Here is a 25967-nt window from a genome sequence, read left to right as displayed (position 1 = left end):
TTCGTCGTCCTGCTCGCGGGTAGGGGCGCGCCACTAGCGAAGGCGGGGGGGACTTGTCAACGCCTTCCGCGCGTGGTGCGGGGGCGGTTGCGGCCCGCGGCGCATTGGGGCAATGCGGCGGCGGAGTCGCGAACGACGCGCAAACGAAACGGCACGAGACAATGGCAGCAAAAGATCCCCTTCACGGCAAGCTGGTGACGCTGACGGGCGGCAGCGGCTTCTTCGGGCGCCACGTGGCCCAGGCCCTGCTGGAACGCGGCGCGCGCCTGCGCATCGCCAGCCGCGATCCGCGCAAGGCCCATTCGCTGAAGCCGCTGGCCAACCTCGGCCAGATCGCCTTCATGCCCTGCGACGTGCGCGACCCGGCCCAGGCCGAGGCCGCGGTGCGCGGGGCCGATGCCGTGGTGAACCTGGTCGGCGCCTTCGAAGGCGACCTGATGAAGCTGATCTGCGGCGGCGCGCGCAACGTCGCCCGGGCCGCGGCCGAACACGGTGCAGGCACCTTCGTCCACATCAGTGCGATCGGGGCCGATGCCGCTTCCCCCGCCGGCTATGCCGAGGCCAAGGCCCGCAGCGAGGACGCCGTGCTGGAGGCTTTCCCGCGCGCTACCGTCCTGCGCCCCTCGATCCTCTTCGCCGAGAACGGCGGCTTCGTGAACATGCTGGCCGATATCATCGCGACGTTCCCCGTCGTGCCCGTCTTCGCGCCCGAGGCCAGGCTGCAGCTGCTGTTCGTGGACGATGCGGCCGATGCCGTGGCCGCGGCGCTGGCCGATCCGGCGCGCCACGCGGGCAAGACATACGAGATCGCCGGGCCCGAGGCGCTGGAGGTGATGGAGCTGCACCGGCGGATCGCCCGCGGCCAGGGGCGCAAGCGGCATTTCCTGCCCGTGCCCGACAGCCTGGCCGGGGTCTTCGCCGCGCTGCCGGGCACCCCGATGAACGAGGACCAGTGGGCCCTGCTGCGCCAGGGCAATACCCCGTCGGGCAAGCTGCCGGGGCTCGACAAGCTGGGCGTGCAGCCGCGCCCGCTGGGGCTGTTCCTCGATCGCTGGATGACCCGCTATCGCAAGCACGGCCGGTTCGCCGACCGGGTGCGCAGCGCGGCCTGACCGGGCGGCCTAGCCGCCGCCGGGCGGCGGGCTCTGCACCGGCGGGACGGTGCCCTCGTCGGCGAGCAGGGTCAGCGGCTCGACCAGCAGGACCGAGCCTTCGTGCCCGATGATGCGCACCCGCTGGCCCGCAGCGATATCGGCCCCGCGCGCGAGCCATTCGCTGTCGCCGTGGCGAATGCGGCCGGTCCCGCCTTCGAAGGCCTGGGTGACGAGCGCGGTTTCGCCGATCAGCCGCCCGCCGCGCTTGTTGAGCAGCGGATCGGCCCCCACGATCGGCCTGTCGCGCAGAAGGCGCCGGGCGGAAAAGGCCAGGATCAGCGCGAGGAAGACGAAGTTGGATACCTGCACCGCCAGGCCCAGGTCGAGCACGAAGGTCAGCGCGCCGGTGATGATCGCCGCCGCCGCCAGCCAGATCAGGTAGACCCCGGGAACGAGCAGTTCGAGCGCCGCCAGCGCGAGGCCGATCGCGATCCAGACCCAGGGCGGATCGAGCGAATCGAGCCCGCCCATGCGCTAGCCCCCTTCGCCGGTGCGCGGCACGCTGGCCGAAGGGGTGCGGCCGCCGCGCGGGGGCAGCGGGGTCCCGCGGTCGCCGGGCGCGGCCTTCGCCCCGCCCTCGCCGCTGCCGACCGCCTCGCGCACGAGCTCGCCGATCCCGCCGAGCGAGCCGATCAGCTGGGTCGCCTCGACCGGGAACAGGATCGTCTTGGCATTGGGGCTGGTCGCGAACTGGCCGACCGCCTTGGTATATTCCTGCGCCACGAAGTAGTTGATCGCCGCGTTGCCGCTCTGCGCGATCGCGTCGGAGACCATCTGCGTCGCCTTGGCCTCCGCCTCCGCCGCGCGTTCGCGCGCCTCGGCATCGCGAAAGGCCGCCTCGCGCTTGCCCTCCGCCGAAAGGATCGCGCTCTGCTTCTCGCCCTCGGCGCGCAGGATGCGGCTCGCGCGGTCGCCTTCGGCCTCGAGGATCTCGGCGCGCTTCAGGCGCTCGGCCTTCATCTGGCGGGCCATGGCCTCCGAGATGTCGACCGGCGGGCGGATGTCCTTGATCTCGACCCGGGTGATCTTGACGCCCCAGGGCGAGGTGGCGTGATCGACCACCGCCAGCAGGCGGGCGTTGATCTCGTCGCGCTTCGACAGGGTCTCGTCGAGGTCCATGCTGCCCATCACCGTGCGCAGGTTGGTCGTCGTCAGCGCCATGATCGCGGCATAGAGGTTGTGCACCTCGTAAGCGGCCTTGCCGGCGTCGAGCACCTGGAAGAAGACGACCGCGTCGACGCCGACCATCGCGTTGTCTTTCGTGATGATCTCCTGCCCCGGGATGTCGAGCACCTGCTCCATCATGTTGACCTTCTGGCCGACCCGGTCGACGAAGGGGATGATCAGGTGGAACCCCGGCTCGGCCGCGAGCGTGTACTTGCCCAGACGCTCGATCGTATAGACATATCCCTGCTTCACCACGCGCACCGCCATCAGCAGGAACAGCACGGCCAGGACCAGCAGCATTATCAGCACGATGCCCATGGGCATTTCTCCTCCACAACCCCGCCTGCCATCGTAGCGCGCGCGGGGGCCGGGGCAAGCGAAACCGGCAGCCGCCAGGGGCCTGCCGCGCATTGCCGGCCGGCGAGGCCGAACGTTACCATTCGGCAAGAATTGCCCACTAGCCTCGCCGCCGACAGCAAGGATCGGGGGCTCGCGCGTGATCGAAATCGAGGTCCAGAACGAAACGCACCAGACGCAGGACCGGTTGCGCTTCGCAGCCGTCCCCCGGATCGGAGAGGGCATCCGCCTGCGCGAGCCGGACGGGTGCTGGGCATCCTACGACGTGCTAGACGTCTGGTACCAGAAGGCCGAGTTCGGCGACGTCTGGGTCCCCTATCTCCACGTCTGCATGACCCCCGACGAACAGCCCGCGGCCCCGCCCGCGCCGCCCGCCCAGGCGGCGCGCGCGCCCGGGCCGGGGGGCGCGCCGCGCTCGCCGCTCGCCGATCGCCCGGCCGGGCCCGACGCGGCGATCTGGGGGGAAGAGGAGGTGCCGCCATTCACGGGCTGATCAAACGTTCGCGCAAGCCCGGCGGCAACCGCGCGCAGGGCCGCGCGCCGGCGCCGGAAGGCAACGCGCCTGCCGCCGTCCCGCCTGTCGCGGCGGCGGGCTCGATCCCGTCCCCGGCGCCGACCCAGGCCGCCGCCCCGGCTCCCGCGGCGGACGACACCACGCGCCGGATCGTGGCGGAAGCGCGCGCCGCCGCCGCCGCGCGGGCGGCGCAGACGCGCCTGCGGCGGTGCCTGGTGGTCGACGATTCGCGCATGATCCGCAAGCTCGCCCGGCGGATCGTCGAGGCGCTCGGCTACGAGGCGGCCGAGGCGGAGAACGGCGAGGAAGCGCTGGCCCGCTGCAAGGCGGCAATGCCCGACCTGGTGATCCTCGACTGGAACATGCCGGTGATGAGCGGGATCGAATTCGTCACCCGGCTGCGCGCGACCCCGGCCGACCGCGTGCCGCGGGTGATCTTCTGCACGTCCAACGCGCAGGCGGGCGACATCCACAAGGGCATTTCCGCCGGTGCCGACGACTACGTGGTCAAGCCGTTCGACGAAGCCACGCTGCGCGCCAAGCTCCGCGACCTGGGCATGGCCTGAGACACCGCGGCGACTCGCCTCTGGCACATTTCCCTTGACATTTATAACCGTTTTGGTTATGTGGTGAGGGCCCGTCCAGGCTGGCTACAGCGACGGGGGCAAAGCGTGTACGCGTCACGTCTGGCCGCTTCGTCCATACGGCCGGTGCCTCGGGGGGCTAGTGACCGCTCGATAAAGCACCCCTGTGCCGGAATGCGAGGACTATTCGTAACGGGGCATGTCCCTTGCCCGGCCCGCGGCGGACCTCAACGCCGCGAGCCTTTCCAGGGGACGCTCCCGGGATAGCCTCTGGCGGACAGGGCAAGCGCGAGCCCTGGCCCTGTCCGCGCCTCGCATTCCTCGAAGGGCCGAGCGGGAGGTTGAAGGCAACCCCTCCCGCCACTCGCAAGGATGTTGCCAAGGCAACCCTGTGACGCCCAGGTGGCAATCCTGTGATGCCCAGGCGGCACCGGCCGGTTCCGTCCGCTTGCCTTTCCTCCCGGCGTAACCGTCCGCACGCGCCAGCGGATGACCGGGCGTGGGCACCCTCCGCAGGGGAAGATACTCCACCCGTGAGTTCCTGCGAAAGCAGGAACCCAGCCCCAGCCCCAGCGCCCGCCGTCCTGGGCTCCTGCTTTCGCAGGAGCTCGCGTTGCGGGGAAGATGGAACGGGGTGCCGCCCGCTTGCCTGCCAGGACGATGGCTCAACCCTCCCGAGTTCCTGCGAAAGCAGGAACCCAGCCCCAGCCCCAGCGCCCGCTATCCTGGGCTCCTGCTTTCGCAGGAGCTCGCGTTGCGGAGAGCGTGCCTTCCCGCCGCCGCCCCCGTCATGCTGAACGTGTTTCAGCATCCATCGCGCCGCCCGGCACCGCCGGTGCGGGAGGACGAACGGACCCCGAAACAGGCTCAGGGCGACGGCTTTTCGAGCGTTCGGACTTGTCCCGCCCTCACGCCAGCGCGCCGCGGTAGAGCGCGAGGAGATCCTCCCACGCGCGCTCGGCTTCGGCCGGGGCGTAGGCGGGGGAATCGGGGACGGTCCAGCCATGGTCGCCGGCATAGACCTCCACTTGCGCCGGCCGCCCCGCCGCGGCGGCGGCCTCGCGCAAGGTGCGCTTGTGCCCGGGCGCCTCGGCATCGTCGTCCTGCGCGATCGCGAAGAGGAAGGCGGCGCGGGTGCGGTCGAGCAGATTGTGCGGGCTGGCCGGCTCGCCTTCGCGCACGAGGCCGCCGCCGTGGAAGCTCGCCGCCGCGCGAACCCGCGCGGGCACGGCAGCCGCGGTCCAGACCGTGAAGGGCCCGCCCATGCAATAGCCCTGGGTGCCGACCCCGCGCGTGCTGTCGACCGCCGCCTGCCCGTCGAGCCAGCCGATCGCCGCGACGGCGTCGCGCATGATCGCGGCCGCGTCCAGCTTCGCCCGCCACGGGCGCACCTGCGCGAACCCCTCGTTGCCCGCGAAATCGGCGAAATCGGCGAAGCGTTCGCCCGCCACGTCGCGGTAATAGGGATTGGCGACGAGCACGGCGTGCCCGCGCGCGGCGAGGCGCCGGGCCATCGCGCGCTTCGCTTCGCGCAGGCCGGCGATGTCGGGCCAGAACAGGACCGCCGGGGCCGGCCCGCTATCGGGGTGGACGAAGAACCCGTCCATCGTCCCGTCGGGCGTGGCGAAGCGCACCGCGCGCTCGATCGTCGCCGGGGCCGCCGGGCCGCATCCCGAGCTCGGCCGGCACGCGGGCACCGGCAGATCGCCCCCGAAGCCGGGCGGCGTGCAGGCGGCGACCGCCGCCGCCCCGCCCAGCGCCGCGAACTGCCGCCGGCTGATCCCCTCGCGCGCCCAGCGGGCCAGCTTCTCCTCGTCGCACATCGTCGCCTCCTCGCCCCTGCTCGCTGCCGGTCGATCGCGCCATCGTGATCGCGCGCGCGCGGCGATGCAAGCGCAACGCGGATTGGCATGGGCCGCACGCGTGGTAGGTTGCGGTGAAAGACCGATTCTTGCCGGGAGAGACAAAGATGAACGAACAGACCGCCATCAGCCGCGAACAGCTCGAATATTCGCAAGGGGCGAAGGATTTCCTCGCGCGCAAGCCGCAGCTTTTCATCGGCGGCGAATGGGTCGAAAGTTCGCACGGCAAGACGCTGGCGGTCGAAGACCCGTCGTGCGGGCGCGAAGTGGCGCGGATCGTCGATGCCTCCACCGACGACGTCGATCGCGCGGTCGCCGCCGCGCGCAGCGCCTTCGACGACGGGCGCTGGTCCGACCTTCCGCCGATGAAGCGCGAGGCGACGATCCACCGGCTCGCCGACCTGATCCAGCGCGAGGCGGAGCTGCTGGCAGAGCTGGAGGCGATCGACAACGGCAAGCCCAAGACGATGGCCCAGGCGGTCGACGTCAACGGCGCGGTCTCGATGCTGCACTACCACGCCGGCTGGGCGAGCAAGATCGGCGGCGAGATGATCGAGCCGGCGAACGCGCCGCGCGGCGTGTTCCACAGCTATACCCGGCGCGAGCCGGTCGGCGTGGCGGCGCAGATCGTGCCGTGGAACTTCCCCCTGCTGATGGCGGTGCAGAAGATCGCCCCCGCGCTCGCCGCCGGCTGCACGCTGGTGCTCAAGCCGGCCGAGCAGACCAGCCTCACCGCGCTGAAGCTGGCCGACCTGGTGGCAGAAGCGGGCTTCCCCGCGGGCGCGGTGAACATCGTCACCGGGCTGGGCGAGACCGCCGGCGACCGCCTGGTGCGCCACCCGGATGTGGACAAGGTCGCCTTCACCGGATCGACCGAGGTGGGCAAGATCATCAACCGCACCGCGACCGACAGCCTGAAACGGGTGACGCTGGAACTGGGCGGCAAGAGCCCGGTGATCGTCCTGCCCGACGTGGACCCGGCGGCGGCCGCCGGCGGGGCGGCGAACGCGATCTTCTTCAACGCGGGCCAGGTCTGCGTCGCCGGCAGCCGCCTCTATGCCCACAGGGACGTGTTCGACCGCCTGATCGAGGGGATTGCCGAGACCGCCCCCGCCTGGGCCCCGCGCCCCAGCCTCGACCCGCAGGCGCGCATGGGCCCGCTGGTCAGCCACGAGCAGTTCGAACGCGTGATGGGTTATATCGAGGCGGGCAAGAAGGACGGGGCGAGCGTGGCCATGGGCGGCGACGCGGCCCCGTCGAACGGCGGGTACTACGTCAACCCGACCGTGATGGTCGACGTGAACCCGTCGATGAGCGTGGTGCAGGAAGAGATCTTCGGCCCGGTCGTCGTCGCCCAGCGTTTCGACGATCTCGACGATGTGGCGAAACAGGCGAACGACACGCTCTACGGCCTCGGCGCCGGGGTCTGGACGCGCGACGTCGGCGCGTTCCACAAGCTCGCCGCGCGCATCAAGTCGGGCACCGTCTGGGGCAATTGCCACTCGATGCTCGACAGCGCCCTGCCCTTCGGCGGCTACAAGCAGTCGGGGATCGGGCGCGAACTCGGCAGCGAGGGGGTGAAGGCCTATACCGAGCTGAAGACCGTCATCCTCCAGCTCTAGCGTCTCCCCTCGCGGCGGCCCCCGACCGCCCCCTCAGGCGGGCAGGTTGTCGGGCCGCTCGACGTGGTCCATCGTTTCGGCTTCCGCGATCGCGCTCGCATCGCGCCCGATCACCGCCAGCGTGCCGTCGGTTTCGAGGACGACCCAGTTCGCCCCCGCGGGATCGAGGATCCCCTCGTGCCGCAGGGCGGATTCGATCTCCGACTTGGTGATCCGGGTGCGCTTCATCGCGTCTTCGAGATAGACGCCCTTGTGCAGCAGCAGGGTCGGTTCGGCCTTGATCGCCCTGGTCACGCTCGACGAGCGCACGAGAACGAAGGTCACCGCGTACTGGCACAGGCCCAGCGCGACGATCGCCACGGTCGCCTCGGCATAGGACACGTCGCGCAGCAGGATGCCGCTGGCCGCGAGGCTCCCGACCGCGACCGTGATGATCCAGTCGAAATTGTTCATCTGGCCCGTCGTCCGCTTGCCCGACAGGCGCGTGAGCAGCACGATCGTGACGTAGAACGCCACCGACAGCGCCACCACTTCCCACAGGCGCGAGCTGTCGGCCCAGAAGCTCGGATCGAATTCCATTTGCACGTCCTCCTGCCTGATAGAAGGCGCAGGCCTGCGATACGTTTCCGGCCGGGCCGGTTTTTCGCCTCGCCGGTCAGTTGCGGAAGACGACCGTGCGCGCGCCGTTCAGCACGACGCGCTCCTCGACATGGAGGCGCACCGCCTCGGCCAGGACGCGGCTCTCGATCTCGCGCCCCTTGCGGACCAGCTCTTCCGGGCTGTCGGCATGGGTGATCGGCTCCACGTCCTGGTGGATGATCGGCCCTTCGTCGAGGTCGGCGGTGACGTAGTGCGCGGTCGCACCGATCATCTTCACCCCCCGCGCGTGCGCCTGGTGATAGGGCCTCGCCCCCTTGAACCCGGGCAGGAAGGAATGGTGGATGTTGATGCAGCGCCCGGCGAAATGGGCCGCCTGCCCGTCGGACAGGATCTGCATGTAGCGGGCGAGGATCACCAGCTCGGCATCGGTTTCGTCCGCGATCCGGCGCACTTCGGCTTCCTGTTCGGCCTTGGTCGCGGCGGTCACCGGCAGGTGGTGGAAGGGAACGTCGCCGATATTGGTGTGGCTGATCGCCTCGCGCGGGTGGTTGGAGACGATCGCCACCGGCTCGATCGGCAATTCGCCGATGCGCCAGCGATAGAGCAGGTCGGCCAGGCAGTGATCGAACCTGCTGACCATGATCAGCACGCGGCGCGGCCGGTCGCGCCGCACCAGCTTCCAGCGCATCGCGCATCGTTCGGCAAAGGGGGCGAAGGCTCCGCGGAAGGCCTCGGCGTCGCCGGCCCCGGGATCGAAGGCGATCCGCATGAAGAAGGCATCGCTCGCCCGGTCGTTGAATTGCTGCGCCTCCAGGATATTGGCGCCGCGTTCGAACAGCAGGCCGGTGACCTGCGCGGTAATGCCCGGCCGGTCGGCGCAGCTCAGGGTCAGGACCAGCGGCTCGGCCATGTCAGCGGCGCCCCAGCGCCTCTTCGCACTCGGCCATCAGCGTGGTGACGATCTGCCCGACCGGCTCCTCCTCGCGCACCATGCCGACCGACTGGCCGGCCATCAGGCTGCCGCCTTCGACATCGCCGTCGATCACCGCGCGGCGCAGGGCGCCGGCCCAGTAATGCTCGATCTGCAGCTGCGCCTCGGCCATCTCCACCTCGCCCCGGTCGAGCCTGCCGGCGACCTCGATCTGCTTGGCGGTGAAGCTTTCGGTGCCCTTGTTGCGCAGCGCGCGGACCGGGATCACCGGAAGGCGCGGATCGACCTGCACGCTGGCGATCGCGTCGCGCGCGCTGGCGCGGAAGAAGGCCTTCTTGAAATCGGGATGGGCGATCGACTCGCTCGCGCAGGCGAACCGCGTGCCGAGCTGGACCCCGGCCGCGCCCATTTCCAGGTAGCCTGCGATCGCGTGCCCCTTGCCGATCCCGCCGGCGACGAAGATCACGTGCTCCTCCGCCAGCGCGGGCAGGATCTCCTGCGCCAGGACGCTGGTGGACACCGGGCCGATATGGCCGCCCGCCTCCATCCCCTCGATCACCAGCGCGTCCGCCCCCGAACGCAGCAGCTTCTTCGCCAGCGCCAGCGTCGGCGCGAAGCAGATCACCCGGGCCGGATTCGCGCCGCCCTTGATCGCCTCGACGCTGCCCTTGGGCGGAATGCCGCCGGCCAGCACGACGTGGCCGACCCCGTGGCGCGAGCAGACCTCGATCAGGTCGAACAGCTGCGGGTGCATCGTGATCAGGTTCACGCCGAAGGGCCTGTCGGTCATCGCCTTCGTCGCGGCGATTTCGGCGTCGAGCAGCTCGGGCGTCATCGCCCCGCAGGCGATCACGCCGAAACCGCCCGCGTTGCTGATCGCGGACACGAGGTTGCGTTCGGACACCCAGCTCATCGCGCCGCACAGGATCGCGGTCTCGCAGCCGAGGAAGTCGGTGCCGCGCTGCATCAGGCGGCCGGTCTTGGGATAGTCGGTCATCGTCGGGCCGCTTAGGGCGCGCACGGCGGACCGGCAAGTGCCCTGGCGCGCGCGGGAACCCCGCCGCCGCTCGGCCCTTGTTCCCTATGGGAGGGAGCACCCGGCCTTTCTCGATCGCATTTATCGATAAGCCTGATAGGTCTTAATTGCTTTGATCGATTGTCGTGCGGGCGTAGCCTCCCCTCCGTATCGACTCGCCGGGCCGCCGCGCGGCCGTTTGTAACTGGAGGTGCCAAGATGGACGTAGCAACTGGATCGATCCCCGGGGGCGGCTGCCCCTTCAGCGGCGACGGCGGGGTGCGAAGCCTGCTCGGCCGCACCAACCGCGACTGGTGGCCCGATGCGCTCCAGCTCGAGATCCTGCACCAGGGCAAGCTTCACGCCGACCCGATGGAGGACGACTTCGACTATTGCGAGGCCTTCAACGCGCTCGATTACGAAGGGATCAAGCGCGACCTCAGGGCGCTGATGACCGACAGCAAGCCGTGGTGGCCGGCGGACTACGGCCATTACGGCCCGTTCTTCATCCGCATGGCCTGGCACGCGGCCGGCACCTATCGCACCGGCGACGGGCGCGGCGGCGCCTCCAGCGGGCAGCAGCGCTTCGCCCCGCTCAATTCCTGGCCCGACAACGCTAACCTCGACAAGGCGCGGCGCCTGCTGTGGCCGATCAAGCAGAAGTACGGGAAGCATATTTCCTGGGCCGACCTGTTCGTGCTGACCGGCAATATCGCGATCGAATCGATGGGCGGCCCGGTCTTCGGCTTCGGCGGCGGGCGCAAGGACGTCTACGAACCCGAAACCGACGTGTTCTGGGGCACGGAGGAAAAGTGGGTCAGCGAAGGCGTGCAGACCCGCATCGATCCCGACAAGGAGCTCAAGCTCGAAAACCCGCTCGCCGCGATCCAGATGGGGCTGATCTACGTCAATCCCGAAGGGCCGGGCGGCCAGCCCGACATCGAGGGTTCGGCGCGCGACATCCGCGAGACGTTCGCCCGCATGGCGATGAACGACGAGGAAACCGTCGCGCTGACCGCCGGCGGCCACACGTTCGGCAAGTGCCACGGCGCGGGCGACGCCTCGCTGGTCGGCGCGGACCCCGAAGGGGCGGACATCGCCTTCCAGGGGCTGGGCTGGACCAGCGGCTACGAAAGCGGGATGGGCGAACACACGATCACCTCGGGGCTGGAGGGATCGTGGACCAACACCCCGATCGAATGGACCGGCAACTATTTCCGCCTGCTGCTCGATTACGAGTACGAACTGGTCAAGTCGCCGGCCGGCGCGCACCAGTGGCAGCCGATCGACCAGAAGGAAGAGGACATGGCCCCCGCGGCCCACGATCCTTCCAAGAAGGTCCCGACCATGATGACCACCGCCGACATGGCGATGAAGGTGGACCCGGAATATCGCAAGATTTCCGAGCGGTTCCGCAACGACCACGAGGCGTTCCGCGATGCCTTCGCCCGGGCCTGGTTCAAGCTGACGCACCGCGACATGGGGCCCAAGGTCCGCTATCTCGGCCCCGACGTGCCGGAAGAGGACCTGATCTGGCAGGATCCGGTCCCGGCCGGGACGATGCCGTCGGACGGCGACGTCGCCGCCTTCAAGGACAAGATCCTCGATAGCGGGCTGTCGATCGGCCAGCTGGTCAAGACCGCCTGGGCCTCCGCCTCCACCTTCCGCAGGTCCGACCATCGCGGCGGCGCCAACGGCGCGCGGATCCGCCTCGCCCCCCAGAAAGGCTGGGCGGTGAACGAGCCGGACGAACTGGCCAAGGTGCTGGGCACGATCGATTCGCTGCGCGGCAACCTGTCGATGGCCGACGCGATCGTCCTCGCCGGGACCGCCGCGGTCGAGAAGGCGGCGCGCGATGCCGGCTTCGATGTCGAGGTGCCGTTCCTCGGCGGGCGCGGCGATGCCGGCGACGAGCATACCGACGCGGAAAGCTTCGAGCCGCTCGAACCCCATGCCGACGGGTTCCGCAACTACCTGAAGACCAAGATGAGCGTGCGGACCGAGGACCTGCTGATCGACCGGTCGCACCTGCTCGGCCTGTCGGCGCCCGAGATGACCGTTCTGGTCGGCGGGCTGCGCGTGCTCGGCGCCAACTACAAGGACAGCGAACACGGCGTCTTCACCGATCGCAAGGGGCAGCTGACCAACGACTTCTTCGTCAACCTGCTCGACATGAACACCGCCTGGGAAGTGGTGGACGAGAGCGGCGACGAGGAATTCGTCGGCCACGACCGCGCCAGCGGCGACGAGAAATGGCGCGCGACGCGGACCGACCTGATCTTCGGTTCGAACAGCCAGCTGCGCGCGATCGCCGAAGTCTATGCCGAGAGCGGGCACGAAGAGAAATTCGTGCGCGATTTCGTCAAGGCCTGGACCAAGGTGATGAACGCCGACCGCAGCGACGTGACTTACGCGAAGTACCACGAGGCGGCCTGACCGCCCATCCGCGGCAGGCCCTTCGCCCCCCGGCGCCTCGCGCGCCGGGGGGCGTTTTCGTGCCGGGTGAAGGGCCCGGCAGCCCGGCCGGCGCCGCGCGGGGCGCAGACGACGCCGGCGGAAAATCGCTGGACATTCGCGCCGGGGCGGAGAACAGATCGCGCGCAACACGTTTCGGGAGATACTGTCTCATGAGGATCCGCACTGCCCTGTTCGCCGCCACTGCCGCGACCGTCCCCCTCCTCGCCGCGCCCGCCGCTGCGGACGAGGGGATGTGGACGTTCGACGGCTTCCCTGCCGGGCAGGTTCGCGAAACCTACGGCTGGGCGCCCGACCAGGCCTGGCTGGACCACGTGCGCAATTCCTCGGTCCGGCTGACGGGCGGCTGTTCGGCCAGTTTCGTTTCGCCCGAGGGGCTGATCCTGACCAACCACCACTGCATCGCGAGCTGCCTCTACGACAACTCGACCGACGCGAAGGATTACCTCGCCGACGGGTTCACCGCCCGCCAGCGCGAGGACGAGCTGACCTGCCCGGGCCAGCAGGCCGAAGTGGTCACCGCGATCGCGGACGTCACCGGCGATGTCATGGCCGCAATGGCCGGCCTCTCGGGCGAGGCGCTGACCAAGGCGCGCGACGCGAAGATCGCCGGGATCGAATCCGCGGGTTGCCCCGATACCGAGACCACCCGGTGCCAGGTCGTGACCCTGTTCGGCGGCGGGCAGTACAAGCTCTATACCTATCGCAAGTATTCGGACGTGCGCCTCGCCTGGGCGCCCGAGGCGCGCGCGGCGACCTTCGGCGGCGACCCCGACAACTTCAACTTCCCGCGCTATTCGCTCGATGCCTCGTTCCTGCGCGCCTACGAAAACGGCGAGCCGGTCGCGAGCCCGGCGCATCTCGAATGGAACCCGCGCGCGCCGGAAGAAGGCGAGATCACGTTCGTCGTCGGCAATCCCGGTTCGACCAGCCGCCTCTATACCCAGAGCCAGCTCGCCTTCGAGCGGGAGGTGCGCCTGCCGCTGACGCTCGCCACGCTGAGCGAGCTGCGCGGCCGCCTGATCACGGCGATGGACCGCAGCCCGCGCCACGCGCGCGAAGGGCAGGACCTGCTGTTCGGCGTGGAAAACAGCCTGAAGGTCTATATCGGCCGGACCAGGGCGCTCAACGATCCGGCCTTCACCGCCAAGCTCGCCGCGGCCGAGGCCGAGCTGAAGGCGAAAAGCGCCGGCAACCCCGACATCGGCGATCCCTGGAGCGCGGTGGAAGACGCGGTGGACGCCTATCGCGCGCTCTACCTGCCGCTGCGTTTCACCCAGCCTTCGGGCGACCTGTTCGGCTATGCCCAGACGCTGGTCTTCGCGGCGCAGGAACGCGCCAAGCCCAATGCCCAGCGGCTGCCGGGCTATACCGACAGCGCGCTGCCGCTGACCGAGAAGCGCGTGCTCGACGAACGCCCGGTCTATCGCTGGGTGGACGAGCTGATGATGGAATGGAGCCTGTCGAAGGCGCGCGAATACCTCGGCGTCGACGACCCGGATTCGCGCCTGCTCCTGGGCCAGGAAAGCCCCGAGCAGCGGGCCGAGCGGCTGGTGAACGGCACCCGGCTCGACGATCCGGCGGTCCGCAAGGCGCTGTGGGAAGGCGGGCTGGAAGCGATCGAGGCGTCGGACGATCCGATGATCCGCTACGCCCTCGCGCTCGCCCCGCGCCAGCGCGAGCTGAAGGCGCTGGCCGACGCGCAGTATTCCGGCCCGCTCGCGGCTGCCGGGGCCAGCCTCGCCGATGCCCGCTTCGCCGCCTACGGCGACACGCTCTATCCCGATGCCACTTTCACCCTGCGGATTTCCTACGGGCAGGTGAAGGGCTGGACCGAGCGCGGCAAGGCGGTGCCGATCCGCACGACGATGGGCGGCACCTTCGACCGCGCGACCGGCAACCCGCCGTTCGACCCGCCCCCCGCCTTCGCCGCAAACGAAGCGCGGATCGACAAGGACACGACCTACGACTTCGTGACCACCAACGACATCATCGGCGGCAATTCCGGGTCGCCGGTGATCGACCGCGCCGGGACCGTGATCGGCACCGCCTTCGACGGCAATATCCATTCGCTGGGCGGCAATTACGGCTACGACGGGACGCTGAACCGCACGGTCGCGGTCTCGACCGCGGCAGTGCAGGAAGCGCTCGAGACGATCTATCCCGCGCCGGCGCTGGTCGCCGAACTGGCGGGCGAGTGAGGCACCGCGGGCGGGGGCCGCTCCTCCGCCCGCTCCGCTGCCGGGTGGAACGCCGGGCCTAGCCGTATTCGATCCGTACCCGGCCCGCCGCCTCGCCCGCGATCCGGCGGGCCGTGTCGGTGTCCCCCGCGCTGGCGAGCGCCACGCCCATGCGGCGCCAGGGCCGCGTGGTCGGCTTGCCGAACAGGCGCAGGTCCACCGTGCCCCCTTCGACCGCCAGCGCCTCGGCCAGGCCCGAATAGGCCGGGGCCGCGCTCTCGCGATCGGCCAGGATCACCGCGCTGGCCGAAGGCCGCGCGCGGATCGGCGCCGGGATCGGCAGGCCCATGATCGCGCGGGCATGGAGGTCGAACTCGCTCAGGTTCTGGCTCACCAGCGTGACCATGCCGGTATCGTGCGGGCGCGGGCTGAGCTCGGAAAAGATCACCTCGTCGCCGCGCACGAAGAACTCGACCCCGAACAGGCCATACCCGCCCAGATCGTCCACCACCTTGCGCGCCATGTCCTGCGCCGCGGCGATTGCGGCGTCGGTCATCGCGGTGGGCTGCCAGCTTTCCTGGTAATCGCCACGTTCCTGCCGGTGGCCGATCGGCGGGCAGAACAGCACCCCGTCTTTCGTCCGCACGGTCAGCAGGGTGATCTCGTAATCGAAATCGACGAACTGCTCCACGATCACGCGCCGGCGGTCGCCGCGCATGTTGGCCACGGCATGATCCCAGGCGGCTTCCAGCCCGGCGGCATCCCCGACCTTGCTCTGCCCCTTGCCCGAAGACGACATGACCGGCTTGATCACGCAGGGAAAGCCGGTGTGCTCCGCCCCCGCGCGCACTTCCTCCAGCGTTTCGGCATAGCGATAGCGCGAAGTCGCCAGGCCCAGTTCCCCGGCGGCGAGATCGCGAATGCGATCGCGGTTCATCGTCAGTTGCGTCGCACGGGCCGACGGGACGACGGCGAAGCCCTCCCGCTCCAGCTCGACCAGCATCTCGGTACGGATGGCCTCGATCTCGGGCACGACGAAATCGGGGCGGTGCCTCTCCACCGCGGCGCGCAGGGCCGCGCCGTCGAGCATCGAGAACACCTCCCGCCCGTCGGCCACCTGCATCGCGGGGGCATCGTCATAGGCATCGCAGGCCACGACCCGCGCGCCGAGCCGCTTGGCCGAGATGACGAATTCGCGCCCCAGTTCGCCGGCGCCGAGGAGGAGGATGGTCGCAGTAAAAGCCATGGCCGCAGGCCTAGCGCGAAAGGCGCGCCCGGGCCATGGCGGTTTCGCGGCCCTACTTGCCCCGCGCCGCGGCCCAGGCCGCGTGCTGGCGCGCGGTCAGCGCGACCAGGTCGCCCATGACCACCGGCATGTCGATCAGGTGCAGGCCCCAGTCGTCGAGCCGCCGACCGCCGGCGACAACGTCGCCGGTGATGTCGTCCACCCGCGGATCGCCGGGATCGCCGTTGACGGTCACCGCCAGGTATTGCGCCCCGTCGCGCTCGGCACAGCGGGCCGAGACAAGGCCGGGCACGGCGGTGAAGGCGGTCGTCGGCAGGGGCTGACCCGCGACCCATTCGGTCATCGGCCTGCTCGACGTGCCGACCCCGGCCGTGGAGAAGATCGCCCGGGCGTTCGCCGGGTCGCCCACCAGCGCGGCCGGGTTGACGCACACGACCGCGTTCCCCTCGCCCGCGGCCCGGCCGAACCGGCTGCCCGACGGCGGCGGCACGTCGGCGCGAAAGGCGACGTAGCTGACCAGGCAGCCCGCCTGGTCGGCGCGGGTGCAGGCGGGCATCCAGGCGATCTCGCCCCCCGCCCCGCCATCGGCCGGACGCTCGACGTTGGTGCCGATCAGGTGGGCCGCGACGACCAGCTCGCGCTGCGCGGCCGGCATCGTCTCGAGCAACCGCTTGAGCATGCCGCTGCCCTGGCTGTGCCCGATCAGGACCACGCCGCGCCCGCCGTTGTCCTGCGCGAGGTAGGCGCGCCAGGCGGCGGCCACATCGCCGAAGGCCACGGCCGCCGCCCGGGGCGGACGGCCCCCGCCGCGCATCATCATCTCGCGCAGCGCGGTCAGCGTGATCTGGCGATAGAGCGGCGCGAAGACCCGGCAGTGCTGGCGGAAGCGGGCGGCCTGGGCATGGGCCACGCGCCGCTCCTCCGCGCCGGCCTCCATGTCGCTGTTGGCCCCGGGATCGAGCGAGACGGTCGGATAGACATAGAAACAATCGAACTGGCGGTCTGCATCGGGAACGAGCGGTTCGACCCGCGTGGCGCCATCGGCGTCGACGACCGTTACCGACTGGTCGCTGGCGCAGGCATCGATCCGGTCGGGCCGGCAGAGCCAGCTACTATCCTCGGTATAGTCGGGTGCCGGCGCGGGCTCCTGCCCCGCGGCCGACGCCGCCCCGAACAGTGCCAGGGCCCATACGAACACGTGCTTCATCGATCCTCTCCCCGTTATCCGATTCGAGGATGCGGTATGTGCGCGCCAAGGTAAAGGGCCAATGCCCGCCGGCTCACGCGCGGCGGCGCTGGTCCATCAGGATATCGCCGCGCTCGATCTGGCCGCGGCCGCGCGCACGCGCGTGGACCAGCGCGAACTCGGCCCGCCGCAGGCTCTCGTCGGCGCTCTCGTCGATCCCGGCGATGCCGACGCTGGCGCGCAAGTCGATCGCCTCGCTTCCGGCGAGCCGGGTGGCGCGTTTCAGCTCGCCGACGATCTCGCGCGCGAGGGCCTCGGCCGCCGGCGGCGTTTCCTGTGGCATCAGCACGCCGAACCGCTCGTCCCCCACGCGGGCGAGGATATGGTCCTGGTGCAGCAGGCCGCGCAGGAGGTTGGCGAAAGCCGCGACGATGCTGTCGCCCGCGCTCGCCCCGTGGCGGAGCCAGAGCGAATGCAGATGGCCAATGTCGAACAGCGCCAGCGCCCCGCCCGGCCGATGGACCGAGAGATGGCGCAGCATGGTGCGAAAGGCGCGCCGGTTGGCCAGCCCGGTCAGCGGATCGGTCAGCGTCGCGGCGAACAGCCGCTCCTCCAGCTCGCGACGCTCCGCGATCGAGCGCATGATCCCGATCGCGCCGTCGATCGTCCCGTCGCCGGCCTTCAGCGGGCGAAGCTGGAGCGTGAACCAGCCGGTCGCCCCGTCCGCCCCGCGCGCGGCGAATTCGAACCAGCCGGCCGCGCTGCCCCCGCGCATGACCACCTCGATGAAGGATCGCAGCGCCTGGGCCTGGTCCGGGTCGGCGAGGTCGGCCAGGTGCGGCGCGATCAGCATGTCGGCGAGCGAGATCCCCAGCCGCTCGATCCCGGCGGAAGCGTGGACGACAAGCCCGTCGCGATCGAGCTTCAGCACGATATCGCCGTCCCCCTCGGCCAGCAGGCCATAAAGTGCCGCCCCCTCGCGAAGGGTAAAATCCTGGATCATGCTGTGCGCCCCGGCCCCGTTATTCTCAGTTAACCGGCGGCACTTCCCAACAAGCAGGCCGCGCCGCCGTAATAGCAAGACAAGACCCGGCTGTTATTGTGTTAGCCCTGTTAGCTAATACGTATTACCGGCGAATCATCTTGTATCTATATTAACCACGTAGGCCGCAGTTGGGGAGTCGCGAAGTGCAATTTCAAGCGCTTGGCCTGCGCGTCACAGCTCGATCATGATCCGGATCTTGGCCGGCTCCGTGCCATATGCGCGGGCGATCGCCTCGCGGCTGCGGGCGAGGACTTCGCGCGCCTCGGCATCGTCCTGCACGTCGGCCAGCTCCTCGCGCGAGGCGCCGAGCGCCTCGGCAATCGCCGCGATCCGGCTGTCGAGCGGGCGCGCCTTACCCTTTTCCCAGGCCCAGACCGTCGGCTTGCTGACGCCCAGCCGATCGCCGAGCTGCGACAGGGTGAGCCCGCGTTCCTTGCGCAGGCGCTGGAGGCGGGCGGCGAACGATTCGCCCGCGGCGCGGCCGGGGCGACCGGCCCCGCCGAGGTCGAGCCCCGTCTCGCTGCGCAGCTGCGCGGCAGACAGCGCCGCCTGCGACAGCGGCCGGTCGAATCGGCAGCCGTAGAGGTTGCCGCTGGCCCAGACGACCCGCGCGGAGACGACGCCTGCATGGGGGAAATCGATGTCGATCGGGTCGTCCACCGACAGCGCGCCCTCGCTTTCGAGCAGGAGGCCGGTGGTCGATGCGTTGTGAACCCGCACCGGGTGGCCGCCGCCCGACTGGGCGCTGCCGACGGTTTCGAACCGCAGCATCAGGCGCGCCGCGCCCCGCTTGCCCGGCGTTGCCCCGTCGCTTTCCAGGTGTGCCGCGATCGCCATTGCCCGTTCCTTTCGCGCGGAAGGGATTCGGGCCTGCGCGTTAAGGAATGGTTAGTCGCGGGGCGGGAATGCCCGCTAACCCGCGCGACAGGTCAACCCGCGTCGTCGTCCACGTCGAGGCCATAGGCGGTGTGGAGCACGCGCACGGCCAGCTCGGTCTCGTCCTCGTCGATCATCACCGAGACCTTGATCTCGCTGGTGGAGATCGCCTGGATGTTGATTCCGCGGTCGGACAGCGCGCGGAACATCGTCGCCGCGACGCCGGCGTGGCTCTTCATCCCCACCCCGACGACGGAGATCTTCGCGATCTTGGAATCGGTGATGATCCGGTTGAAGCCGATGTCGCCGCGCTTGTCCTCCAGCAGGGCCTGGGCCCGGGCCAGGTCCGCCTGGGGGACGGTGAAGGTCACGTCGGTCTCGCCCTTGTCGCGGCCGACGTTCTGGATGATCATGTCGACGTTGATCGAGGCCTGGGCCAGCGGTTCGAAGATATGCGCGACCGCGCCCGGCTTGTCCGGCACGCGGGTGAGGATCACCTTGGCCTCGTTCTTGTCGTGCGCGATGCCGGTGACGAGCTGGCGTTCCATGTCGCCCTTCTCCACTAGTTGGTTCATTTCCTCTTCCGACACGATCATCGTGCCGGGAAGGTCGTCGGCCGGAACGGCGTCGTCGCCGATGAAGCTCGACAGCACCTGGATGCGCACGTCCTCCTTCATCGCCAGGCCGACCGACCGGGTCTGGAGCACTTTCGCGCCGACCGACGCGAGTTCGAGCATTTCCTCGTACGTCACCGCCTTCAGCTTGCGCGCCTTGGCCACGATCCGCGGGTCGGTAGTATAGACGCCGTCGACGTCGGTGTAGATGTCGCACCGGTCGGCCCCGATCGCCGCCGCGACCGCCACCGCCGAGGTATCGGAACCGCCGCGGCCCAGCGTGGTCACCCGGCCATCGTCGCCGATCCCCTGGAAGCCGGGGATGACCGCGATTTCGCCCGCCGCCATCGAGGCGATCAGCGCGTCGGAATCGATCGTCTCGATCCGCGCCTTGGCATGGGCCTCCACCGTGCGGACCGGCAATTGCCAGCCGAGCCACGAGCGCGCCTTGCAGCCGAGCGATTGCAGCGTCAGCGCCAGGAGGCCGCTGGTCACCTGCTCGCCGCTGGCGACGACCACGTCGTATTCGGCCGGGTCGTAGAGGGCATTGGCCTCGCGGCAGAAATTGACCAGGCGATCGGTCTCCCCCGCCATCGCGGAAACGACCACCGCCACTTCGTGGCCGGCCGCCTGCTGCTTGCGCACGATATTGGCGACGCGGCGGATGCGCTCGGTCCCGGCCATCGAAGTGCCGCCGAATTTCATCACTATGCGCGCCAAGTCTCGTCGCTCCCCTGCATTGATGCCCGCCGTGCCGCGGGCGCTGGTGCCGGTCCCTGCGCGCTGTTAGGGAGGGTGCATGGGCGATGCAACAATCTCGGGTGAAACCAATTCTACGGGCGGCCAAACCATCCGCCCCGGCGAGGCCGAGCATTTCGGCGCGCTCGCGCAGGACTGGTGGGACCCGAAGGGCAGCTCGGCCATGCTCCACCGGCTCAACCCGGTCCGGCTCGCCTTCGTGCGCGAGGCGATCGACGCGCACTGGCAGGGCGATCCGCGCGGGGCCAGGCCGCTGGCGGGGCGCAGCGCGATCGACGTCGGCTGCGGCGCCGGCCTGCTGTGCGAGCCGCTGGCCCGCCTCGGCGCGGCGGTGACGGGGGTGGACGCCGCGCCGGAAAACGTCGCCGCCGCCGCCAGCCACGCCCGCGGCACGGGGCTCGACATCCGCTATGTCGCGGGGGACATCGCCGCGCTCGACCTCGGCACGTTCGATCTCGTCACCTCGATGGAAGTGATCGAGCACGTCGCGGACAAGCGCGCCTTCCTCGCCGCACTGGCGGAGCGGCTCGCACCCGGGGGGCTGATGATCCTTTCGACCCCCAACCGCACCGCGCGCTCGCGCATGGTCCTCGTCGGCGCGGCCGAGGCTGTCGGCGCGATCCCGCGCGGCACCCACCACTGGGAAGATTTCGTCACTCCCGACGAGCTGCGCGGCCTGCTGGCCGAAGCGGGCCTGGCGATGGGCGAGCCGCGCGGCATTGCCTTCTCGCCCGGCAAGGGGCTGCACCTGTCCGACGATCTGGCGCTGAACTACCTCGTCACCGCACGCCGCGCCTAGGCCGGGCAGGTCGCGCCCGCGCGCGCCGCCACCGCGATCCCCGGATCATCGGTGAAAACGCCGTCCACCCCCGTGCGCGCGAGGACGGCCCAGAGCTTTTCCGGGCAGCCGCGCGAGCCATCGCCATCCCCGCGACGCAGCGATGGCGGGAGGAAGACGTTTTCCTTGCGCAAGGTCCAGGCGTGAACCTGCAATCCGGCGGCGTGGGCGGCGCTGACCAGCCCGCCCGGCGTGCCGTCGCTTTCGATCACCAGGCGAATGTCTGCGCCGACCGCGTCGGCATATTCGGCTATCCGCCGCGTGCCCGCGATCGTGACCATGTCGGCATAGCGCATTTCCGGCGCGTCCGCCGGCCCGCCCTCTGCCGCGACAAGTTGCACCAGGCGGTAATCGCCGAGGGCATCGAGCCGGCGCAGCGGCGCGATCTCGAAGCTCTGGATATAGATCGGGTCGTCCGGCGCGATTCCCGCCGTGGCAAGTTCGCGCAGGAGCAGCGCGACCGTGTCGATCCCCGCTTCCTCCAGCAGGTACCCCGAATGCTTGAGCTCGGGATAGAGGCCGATGCGCCGGCCGGTTTCCGCCTCCTTGGCGCGGACGAGCGCGACGATCTCGGCGAAGGTAGGCACCGGGTAGAGCCCATCGTGGCGCGCACTGGCGGGCCGCAGCGCGGGCAGGCGCTCCTTCGCGCGCAGGCGGCGCAGTTCGGCGAGCGTGAAATCCTCCGCGAACCAGCCGGTTACCGCGTGCCCGTCGATCGTGCGGGTGCGGCGCCGGTCTGCGAACTCGGGCCGTTCGGCCACGTCGGTCGTGCCCGAAATCTCCGTCTCGTGCCGGGCGACGAGGACGCCGTCGCGCGTCGCGACGAGGTCGGGCTCGATATAGTCGGCCCCCTGGTCGATCGCCCGCTCGTAAGCCGCAAGCGTATGTTCGGGCCGTTCGCCGCTCGCCCCGCGATGGGCGATCACCAGCGGCCGGCCGAAATCCTGCGCGGCGGCAGGCGTCACGAGGGCGGCGCCGATCAGCGCCAGCACGTTCAGGAAAAGGCCGCGTCCCATTCGTCCTCCGCAAAGCCGACCAGCAAGCCGCCCGGGTGCTCGACCACCGGGCGCTTGATCATGCTCGGGTGTTCTTGCAGCAGCGTGACGGCCTTGTCTGCGTCGATATCGGCCTTCTGCGCGTCGGACAGCTTGCGATAGGTCGTGCCGCGCCGGTTCAGCACCCGGTCCACCCCCGCGGCCGCGATCCATTCGCGCAGCCGCGCCGGATCGGCACCTTCCTTCTTGTAGTCGTGAAACACGTAATCCACCCCGCGCGCATCGAGCCACTTGCGCGCCTTCTTCACGGTGTCGCAGTTGGGGATGCCGTAGAAGTGAATGCTGGTCATGAACCTCGATACCTCGTGCTACTGGCTTCGTTCGTCGAAGAGGGTTAGCGCCCCGCAGGCGATACGGGGGCGCCATAGAAGATGGAAGCGCGGATCGGCAGGCCCCTTGCAGCCCTGCCGCCTGCAGGACCATGCTCCTCCCGTATGCGAAGCCGCCCCCCGGTGACGCCGATCGCGCGCTTTTGCCGCCGCGATCCGTGCCTGCTAGATCTCGCACAGGGGAGGGTTTTTACATGGTGAGGCTTCTGAAATCGGCGCTCGTTCTGTTCATCGGGCTCCATGCATTGTTCTACGCCTTGCAGAACATCGCGAACATCGACGCCGCCCACGGCGCGCTGGCCTATGTCCTGAGCGGCGCGGACCACGCGGCCTATCCGGCGACCATGTTCTTCAAGACCGGCAATCCCCTGCTCGCATGGGCCGCGCTCGCGGTGGTCCTGGCGGGAGAACTCGCCGTGGCGTTTTTCGGCATCAAGGGCGGCTGGGATCTTTTCGCAGCGCGTTCGGGAACGGCGGAAGAATTTCACGCGGCGAAACGGAGCGGCGTGATTGCCGCGGGCCTCGCCCTGCTGGTCTGGTTCGGCTTTTTCATGAGCTTCGGCGCCGCTTTTTTCCAGATGTGGCAGACGCCGCTCGGAACCGGGTCGATGGAGGGCGCCTTCATGTATGCCATGGCATCGGCCATCACCATGCTCTTCGTCAGCGCGACGGACGACTGAGCGGCCATTCGGCGATCCTTGCCGGACGCGGTGGAAGATGCGGCGACGTCTCGCCGCCGGCTATCGCTCCCCGCCGCCAAACCGGTGGATGCGGGGATCGGGGCAGGCGAAGAGGGTGTAGCTCTCGTAGTATTCCTCGCGCCCGCGGGTCTGGACCAGGCGGTGTTCGGCCATGCGGCCCCAGGCGCGGGCGGCGGCTTCATCGGCCCATTCGGACAGCGCGATCACTTCGCCGTCTTCGGCGGTGTAGCTCTTGAACGAGACGAAGCCGGGCTGCGCCTGTGCCAGCTCCAGCATGTGCCGGGCGTCCGCATCGTAGGCGGCGTAGTCGATATCGGCGCGCTTGCGGTTGCGGAAGACGACCAGGAACATCGGCTCGCTACCTCCCGCCCAGGTGCGCGTCGGCAATCGCCACCGCCAGCGCGTCCGCCGCGTCGGGCCCCGCGACCTCCGCCCCGGGAAGCAGGATCTTGAGCATGGCCTGGACCTGCTGCTTGTCCGCCCCGCCCGTGCCCACCACGGCCTTCTTCACCAGCCGCGCGGCGTGTTCGCGCACTTCGAGCCCGGCGGCGCCGCAGGCGGCCAGGACCGCCCCGCGCGCCTGCGCGAGCTTAAGCGTCGATTGCGGGTTCTTGTTGACGAAGACTTCCTCCGCCGCGGCGCGATCGGGCGCATGTTCGGCGATCACGCCATCGAGCGCCGTCACCAGGTGGGCGAGCCGCGCGGCGATGGGCGCCGCGGGGTCGGTCTTGACCTGCCCATTGGCGACGTGGCCGATGCGGCTGCCCTCCACCCGCACGACGCCCCAGCCGGTGCAGGAGAGCGAGGGATCGAGGCCGAGGATGATCATGCCGGCACCGGGCCGCCCGAACCGTCATGCCGAACGCGATGGGAGATGCACGGCCTCACGCCGGATCGCCGGGCTTGAAAGCGCCGCCGATGGCCATGAGACAGGGCGCGATCACCGCCGCGGTCGCCACGCCCCGTCCCAGCCGGCTCATGCGTTCAGCTTGTCCATCACCGCGTCGGGGATCTCGTAATTGCCCCATACGGTCTGCACGTCGTCGTCGTCGTCGAGCGCATCGACCAGCTTGAGCAGGGTGCCGGCCGAGCCTTCGTCCATCTCCACCGTGATGTTGGGCTTCCAAGCCAGCTTGACGTTCTCCGCCTCGCCCAGGGTCTTTTCCAGCGCGCCGGCGACTTCGTGCAGCGCCTCCATCTCGGTCCAGATCGTGTGGCCGTTCTCGTCGCTCTCGACATCGTCGGCCCCCGCCTCGATCGCGGCCTCGAGCACCTTTTCCTCGTCGCCGACGTCGGCCGGGTACTCGATCAGGCCCTTGCGCTCGAACCCGTGCGCGACCGATCCCTCGGTACCGAGGTTTCCGCCGTTCTTGGAGAAGGCCGTGCGCACGGCGGTGGCGGTGCGGTTGCGGTTGTCGGTCAGCGCCTCGACGATCAGGGCCACCCCGCCCGGGCCGTAGCCTTCGTAGCGCACTTCCTCGTAGTTCTCGTCATCCCCGCCGCTCGCCTTGTCGATCGCGCGCTGGATATTGTCCTTCGGCATCGACTGGGCCTTGGCGTTGTTCACCGCCAGGCGCAGGCGCGGGTTCATGTCGGGATCGGGGGCACCGAGGCGCGCGGCCACGGTGATCTCGCGGCTGAGCTTGGAGAAGAGGTTGGAGCGCTTCTTGTCCTGCGCCCCCTTGCGGTGCATGATGTTCTTGAACTTGGAATGGCCTGCCATGGTCACCTGCGATCTGTGTGGATCATGCGGGCACCACGTCCGGCGCGGGCCGCATCGTCAGCCGCTCCTAGCGAACGATGCACAGCCGGGCAATCAGGGCGCGATATCGAAGTGAAGAACTTCCTCGCGCGTGCCCAGGCCGTCGTAAAGCGCGATGGCCGCGGCGTCCTCCTCCCCGGTGTCGGCCTGGACGTAGATCACCCATGCGCCCACCGCGCGCGCGATCCGGCGCACTTCGTCGATCAGCGCGGTCGCCACCCCGCGCCGGCGCCAGTCGGGCACGACGGCGAGGTCGTAGATATAGATCTCGCTGCGGGCCTGTTCGAACTTGGGCAGGACATAGGCGGCGAGCGCGCCGATCATCGCGCCGCCCGCCTCCGCCGCCAGCAGGATGGTATCCTCGCGCGCCAGCAGGCGGGCGGCATAGGCATCGTCGGGCGGGCGCCGGCAATAGCTGTCGCGATCGTCGAACACCGCGCCGAACAGGTCGTTGAGCTGGCGCAGCCGGTCGAGGCCGTCCGGGCCGAGCCGCTCGACCGCGAACCCGCGGCCCATCGTCAGACCTTGACCGCGGTGCCGCTGGCCGAAACCATCAGCATCGAGCCGGTATCGCCGATCACCTCGTAATCGAGATCGACCCCGACCACGGCATTGCCGCCGCGCGATCCGCATTCGGCCTGGAGTTCCTCGATCGCCTGTTCGCGCGCCTCGCGCAGGATGCGCTCGTAGCTGCCCGAGCGGCCGCCCACGATATCGCGGATATTGGCAAAGAGATCGCGGAACAGGTTGGCGCCCACGATCACTTCGCCGGTGACGACGCCGAGGTAATCCTGGATCGGCCGCCCCTCGATCGTGTGCGTGGTGGTGACGATGATCCCGCGTGCGTCCTTCCATGGTCCGGCCATGCTCTTCTCCCTGTTCGACTGTCAGCTCTCACCGTATTACTAGCATAATACAGATGAGAGCTTCAAGCCATCAGGCCGGCGGAAACGGCCGCGAGGGTGGGGTCGCGAGAGTCAGCAGATTGCCGTCCGGATCGCGCACCTGCGCGAGGGTCGAGTAATCGCCCGCGATGTCTTCCCCGAGCGCGATTCCCGGTGCGCGCAATCGGCTCCTTCCCGCGAGAAAGGGGCC

At 69.7% G+C, this 25967-nt stretch carries 27 protein-coding genes; 8 read left to right on the top strand and 19 right to left on the bottom strand.

Annotation, left to right across the window (positions count from 1 at the left end):
- Window positions 1-161: 161 nt before the first annotated feature.
- Window positions 162-1112, top strand: coding sequence for a complex I NDUFA9 subunit family protein (locus T8T98_RS01070; protein ID WP_251104300.1), 951 nt, complete (start codon window positions 162-164; stop codon window positions 1110-1112).
- Between the two features lie 9 nt (window positions 1113-1121).
- On the opposite strand, the gene T8T98_RS01065 is transcribed toward T8T98_RS01070, so the two are convergent.
- Together T8T98_RS01065 and T8T98_RS01060 are read right to left on the bottom strand one after the other, a co-directional pair.
- A complete protein-coding gene (locus T8T98_RS01065) occupies window positions 1122-1625 on the bottom strand; it encodes an NfeD family protein (RefSeq protein ID WP_251104301.1) in 504 nt (167 codons plus the stop codon).
- Window positions 1626-1628: 3 nt separating this feature from the next.
- Entirely contained in the window at window positions 1629-2645 is a 1017-nt protein-coding gene (locus T8T98_RS01060; RefSeq protein WP_407675060.1) for an SPFH domain-containing protein, read from the bottom strand.
- Between the two features lie 172 nt (window positions 2646-2817).
- Between T8T98_RS01060 and T8T98_RS01055 the strand changes: the two genes are divergently transcribed.
- Window positions 2818-3171 (top strand): hypothetical protein, encoded by a 354-nt coding sequence (locus tag T8T98_RS01055; RefSeq protein ID WP_202389141.1) that lies wholly within the window; start codon window positions 2818-2820, stop codon window positions 3169-3171.
- 173 nt (window positions 3172-3344) lie between these two features.
- Entirely contained in the window at window positions 3345-3758 is a 414-nt protein-coding gene (locus tag T8T98_RS01050; protein ID WP_322295775.1) for a response regulator, read from the top strand.
- Between the two features lie 926 nt (window positions 3759-4684).
- On the opposite strand, the gene T8T98_RS01045 is transcribed toward T8T98_RS01050, so the two are convergent.
- Window positions 4685-5599: a dienelactone hydrolase family protein gene (locus tag T8T98_RS01045; protein WP_251104302.1), complete on the bottom strand. Its 915-nt coding sequence runs from the start codon at window positions 5597-5599 to the stop codon at window positions 4685-4687.
- A 146-nt stretch (window positions 5600-5745) separates the two neighbouring features.
- Here T8T98_RS01045 and T8T98_RS01040 point away from each other — a divergent pair, with 146 nt between their 5' ends.
- Window positions 5746-7260: an aldehyde dehydrogenase family protein gene (locus tag T8T98_RS01040; RefSeq protein ID WP_251104303.1), complete on the top strand. Its 1515-nt coding sequence runs from the start codon at window positions 5746-5748 to the stop codon at window positions 7258-7260.
- Window positions 7261-7293: 33 nt separating this feature from the next.
- Here the strand turns inward: T8T98_RS01040 and T8T98_RS01035 are convergent, their stop codons facing one another.
- From T8T98_RS01035 to T8T98_RS01025, 3 genes are all read right to left on the bottom strand, one after another.
- Window positions 7294-7839 carry a DUF421 domain-containing protein gene (locus T8T98_RS01035; RefSeq protein ID WP_251104304.1) on the bottom strand — a complete coding sequence of 182 codons (546 nt, stop codon included), beginning with the start codon at window positions 7837-7839 and terminating at the stop codon, window positions 7294-7296.
- A 76-nt stretch (window positions 7840-7915) separates the two neighbouring features.
- On the bottom strand, window positions 7916-8770 hold the full coding sequence (gene purU, locus T8T98_RS01030) for a formyltetrahydrofolate deformylase (RefSeq protein ID WP_251104305.1): 855 nt from the start codon (window positions 8768-8770) through the stop codon (window positions 7916-7918).
- Between the two features lies 1 nt (window position 8771).
- On the bottom strand, window positions 8772-9788 hold the full coding sequence (locus T8T98_RS01025; protein WP_251104306.1) for an NAD(P)H-dependent flavin oxidoreductase: 1017 nt from the start codon (window positions 9786-9788) through the stop codon (window positions 8772-8774).
- A gap of 237 nt (window positions 9789-10025) precedes the next feature.
- Between T8T98_RS01025 and katG the strand changes: the two genes are divergently transcribed.
- Window positions 10026-12242: a catalase/peroxidase HPI gene (katG, locus tag T8T98_RS01020; RefSeq protein ID WP_251104307.1), complete on the top strand. Its 2217-nt coding sequence runs from the start codon at window positions 10026-10028 to the stop codon at window positions 12240-12242.
- A gap of 191 nt (window positions 12243-12433) precedes the next feature.
- Window positions 12434-14482: a S46 family peptidase gene (locus T8T98_RS01015; protein ID WP_251104308.1), complete on the top strand. Its 2049-nt coding sequence runs from the start codon at window positions 12434-12436 to the stop codon at window positions 14480-14482.
- A gap of 58 nt (window positions 14483-14540) precedes the next feature.
- Here the strand turns inward: T8T98_RS01015 and purT are convergent, their stop codons facing one another.
- The 5 genes from purT to T8T98_RS00990 all read right to left on the bottom strand — a co-directional run bounded on the left by purT (window position 14541) and on the right by T8T98_RS00990 (window position 20148).
- Complete coding sequence (purT, locus tag T8T98_RS01010; RefSeq protein ID WP_251104309.1) at window positions 14541-15707, bottom strand: formate-dependent phosphoribosylglycinamide formyltransferase; 1167 nt, start codon at window positions 15705-15707, stop codon at window positions 14541-14543.
- 52 nt (window positions 15708-15759) lie between these two features.
- On the bottom strand, window positions 15760-16914 hold the full coding sequence (locus T8T98_RS01005; protein WP_251104310.1) for a DUF3089 domain-containing protein: 1155 nt from the start codon (window positions 16912-16914) through the stop codon (window positions 15760-15762).
- A 73-nt stretch (window positions 16915-16987) separates the two neighbouring features.
- Window positions 16988-17896: a GGDEF domain-containing protein gene (locus T8T98_RS01000; RefSeq protein WP_251104311.1), complete on the bottom strand. Its 909-nt coding sequence runs from the start codon at window positions 17894-17896 to the stop codon at window positions 16988-16990.
- Window positions 17897-18109: 213 nt separating this feature from the next.
- Entirely contained in the window at window positions 18110-18775 is a 666-nt protein-coding gene (locus T8T98_RS00995; RefSeq protein ID WP_160734450.1) for a helix-turn-helix domain-containing protein, read from the bottom strand.
- Between the two features lie 92 nt (window positions 18776-18867).
- The gene (locus tag T8T98_RS00990) at window positions 18868-20148 is read right to left on the bottom strand and encodes an aspartate kinase (RefSeq protein ID WP_160734449.1); all 1281 of its coding nucleotides are present in this window, start codon (window positions 20146-20148) and stop codon (window positions 18868-18870) included.
- Window positions 20149-20227: 79 nt separating this feature from the next.
- Here T8T98_RS00990 and ubiG point away from each other — a divergent pair, with 79 nt between their 5' ends.
- Complete coding sequence (gene ubiG, locus T8T98_RS00985; RefSeq protein ID WP_251104312.1) at window positions 20228-20986, top strand: bifunctional 2-polyprenyl-6-hydroxyphenol methylase/3-demethylubiquinol 3-O-methyltransferase UbiG; 759 nt, start codon at window positions 20228-20230, stop codon at window positions 20984-20986.
- On the opposite strand, the gene T8T98_RS00980 is transcribed toward ubiG, so the two are convergent.
- Window positions 20983-22041 carry a glycerophosphodiester phosphodiesterase family protein gene (locus T8T98_RS00980; RefSeq protein ID WP_322295774.1) on the bottom strand — a complete coding sequence of 353 codons (1059 nt, stop codon included), beginning with the start codon at window positions 22039-22041 and terminating at the stop codon, window positions 20983-20985. The genes ubiG and T8T98_RS00980 overlap by 4 nt on opposite strands.
- Window positions 22020-22370 carry an arsenate reductase gene (locus T8T98_RS00975; RefSeq protein WP_251104314.1) on the bottom strand — a complete coding sequence of 117 codons (351 nt, stop codon included), beginning with the start codon at window positions 22368-22370 and terminating at the stop codon, window positions 22020-22022. Before T8T98_RS00975 ends, T8T98_RS00980 begins: the two co-directional genes overlap by 22 nt.
- A 131-nt stretch (window positions 22371-22501) precedes the next feature.
- Here T8T98_RS00975 and T8T98_RS00970 point away from each other — a divergent pair, with 131 nt between their 5' ends.
- Window positions 22502-23089 carry a DUF2165 family protein gene (locus T8T98_RS00970; RefSeq protein WP_251104315.1) on the top strand — a complete coding sequence of 196 codons (588 nt, stop codon included), beginning with the start codon at window positions 22502-22504 and terminating at the stop codon, window positions 23087-23089.
- Window positions 23090-23149: 60 nt separating this feature from the next.
- Here the strand turns inward: T8T98_RS00970 and T8T98_RS00965 are convergent, their stop codons facing one another.
- From T8T98_RS00965 to T8T98_RS00940, 6 genes are all read right to left on the bottom strand, one after another.
- Window positions 23150-23461, bottom strand: a complete 312-nt coding sequence (locus T8T98_RS00965; RefSeq protein ID WP_251104316.1) for an antibiotic biosynthesis monooxygenase family protein — start codon at window positions 23459-23461, stop codon at window positions 23150-23152.
- A 7-nt stretch (window positions 23462-23468) separates the two neighbouring features.
- A complete protein-coding gene (gene ruvC, locus T8T98_RS00960) occupies window positions 23469-23939 on the bottom strand; it encodes a crossover junction endodeoxyribonuclease RuvC (RefSeq protein ID WP_251104317.1) in 471 nt (156 codons plus the stop codon).
- Window positions 23940-24086: 147 nt separating this feature from the next.
- The gene (locus T8T98_RS00955; RefSeq protein WP_251104318.1) at window positions 24087-24833 is read right to left on the bottom strand and encodes a YebC/PmpR family DNA-binding transcriptional regulator; all 747 of its coding nucleotides are present in this window, start codon (window positions 24831-24833) and stop codon (window positions 24087-24089) included.
- 93 nt (window positions 24834-24926) lie between these two features.
- On the bottom strand, window positions 24927-25388 hold the full coding sequence (locus T8T98_RS00950) for an AAC(3)-I family aminoglycoside N-acetyltransferase (protein WP_251104319.1): 462 nt from the start codon (window positions 25386-25388) through the stop codon (window positions 24927-24929).
- A gap of 2 nt (window positions 25389-25390) precedes the next feature.
- Window positions 25391-25738: a heavy metal-binding domain-containing protein gene (locus T8T98_RS00945; protein ID WP_202389124.1), complete on the bottom strand. Its 348-nt coding sequence runs from the start codon at window positions 25736-25738 to the stop codon at window positions 25391-25393.
- A 70-nt stretch (window positions 25739-25808) separates the two neighbouring features.
- A complete protein-coding gene (locus T8T98_RS00940) occupies window positions 25809-25940 on the bottom strand; it encodes a hypothetical protein (RefSeq protein WP_322295773.1) in 132 nt (43 codons plus the stop codon).
- Between the last annotated feature and the right edge of the window lie 27 nt (window positions 25941-25967).

The organism is Pelagerythrobacter marinus (assembly GCF_034375205.1).
In the GTDB taxonomy this organism is placed as follows: domain Bacteria; phylum Pseudomonadota; class Alphaproteobacteria; order Sphingomonadales; family Sphingomonadaceae; genus Pelagerythrobacter; species Pelagerythrobacter marinus.
Note: the sequence above shows the minus strand (reverse complement) of the source record. Positions and strands in the feature narration are given on the sequence as shown.

What these genes read in the sequence shown, in the direction of transcription:
- katG (WP_251104307.1), top strand. Translation starts at nt 10,026, where the DNA reads ATGGACGTAGCAACTGGATCGATCCCCGGGGGCGGCTGCCCCTTCAGC.
- ruvC (WP_251104317.1), bottom strand. Translation starts at nt 23,939, where the DNA reads ATGATCATCCTCGGCCTCGATCCCTCGCTCTCCTGCACCGGCTGGGGC.
- T8T98_RS01040 (WP_251104303.1), top strand. Translation starts at nt 5,746, where the DNA reads ATGAACGAACAGACCGCCATCAGCCGCGAACAGCTCGAATATTCGCAA.
- T8T98_RS00980 (WP_322295774.1), bottom strand. Translation starts at nt 22,041, where the DNA reads ATGGGACGCGGCCTTTTCCTGAACGTGCTGGCGCTGATCGGCGCCGCC.
- T8T98_RS01005 (WP_251104310.1), bottom strand. Translation starts at nt 16,914, where the DNA reads ATGAAGCACGTGTTCGTATGGGCCCTGGCACTGTTCGGGGCGGCGTCG.
- T8T98_RS01015 (WP_251104308.1), top strand. Translation starts at nt 12,434, where the DNA reads ATGAGGATCCGCACTGCCCTGTTCGCCGCCACTGCCGCGACCGTCCCC.
- purU (WP_251104305.1), bottom strand. Translation starts at nt 8,770, where the DNA reads ATGGCCGAGCCGCTGGTCCTGACCCTGAGCTGCGCCGACCGGCCGGGC.
- T8T98_RS01035 (WP_251104304.1), bottom strand. Translation starts at nt 7,839, where the DNA reads ATGGAATTCGATCCGAGCTTCTGGGCCGACAGCTCGCGCCTGTGGGAA.
- T8T98_RS00970 (WP_251104315.1), top strand. Translation starts at nt 22,502, where the DNA reads ATGCTCCTCCCGTATGCGAAGCCGCCCCCCGGTGACGCCGATCGCGCG.
- T8T98_RS00965 (WP_251104316.1), bottom strand. Translation starts at nt 23,461, where the DNA reads ATGTTCCTGGTCGTCTTCCGCAACCGCAAGCGCGCCGATATCGACTAC.
- T8T98_RS01025 (WP_251104306.1), bottom strand. Translation starts at nt 9,788, where the DNA reads ATGACCGACTATCCCAAGACCGGCCGCCTGATGCAGCGCGGCACCGAC.
- T8T98_RS01000 (WP_251104311.1), bottom strand. Translation starts at nt 17,896, where the DNA reads ATGATCCAGGATTTTACCCTTCGCGAGGGGGCGGCACTTTATGGCCTG.
- T8T98_RS01060 (WP_407675060.1), bottom strand. Translation starts at nt 2,645, where the DNA reads ATGCCCATGGGCATCGTGCTGATAATGCTGCTGGTCCTGGCCGTGCTG.
- T8T98_RS00975 (WP_251104314.1), bottom strand. Translation starts at nt 22,370, where the DNA reads ATGACCAGCATTCACTTCTACGGCATCCCCAACTGCGACACCGTGAAG.
- T8T98_RS00950 (WP_251104319.1), bottom strand. Translation starts at nt 25,388, where the DNA reads ATGGGCCGCGGGTTCGCGGTCGAGCGGCTCGGCCCGGACGGCCTCGAC.
- T8T98_RS00995 (WP_160734450.1), bottom strand. Translation starts at nt 18,775, where the DNA reads ATGGCGATCGCGGCACACCTGGAAAGCGACGGGGCAACGCCGGGCAAG.
- T8T98_RS01045 (WP_251104302.1), bottom strand. Translation starts at nt 5,599, where the DNA reads ATGTGCGACGAGGAGAAGCTGGCCCGCTGGGCGCGCGAGGGGATCAGC.
- T8T98_RS01065 (WP_251104301.1), bottom strand. Translation starts at nt 1,625, where the DNA reads ATGGGCGGGCTCGATTCGCTCGATCCGCCCTGGGTCTGGATCGCGATC.
- ubiG (WP_251104312.1), top strand. Translation starts at nt 20,228, where the DNA reads ATGGGCGATGCAACAATCTCGGGTGAAACCAATTCTACGGGCGGCCAA.
- purT (WP_251104309.1), bottom strand. Translation starts at nt 15,707, where the DNA reads ATGGCTTTTACTGCGACCATCCTCCTCCTCGGCGCCGGCGAACTGGGG.
- T8T98_RS00955 (WP_251104318.1), bottom strand. Translation starts at nt 24,833, where the DNA reads ATGGCAGGCCATTCCAAGTTCAAGAACATCATGCACCGCAAGGGGGCG.
- T8T98_RS00945 (WP_202389124.1), bottom strand. Translation starts at nt 25,738, where the DNA reads ATGGCCGGACCATGGAAGGACGCACGCGGGATCATCGTCACCACCACG.
- T8T98_RS01070 (WP_251104300.1), top strand. Translation starts at nt 162, where the DNA reads ATGGCAGCAAAAGATCCCCTTCACGGCAAGCTGGTGACGCTGACGGGC.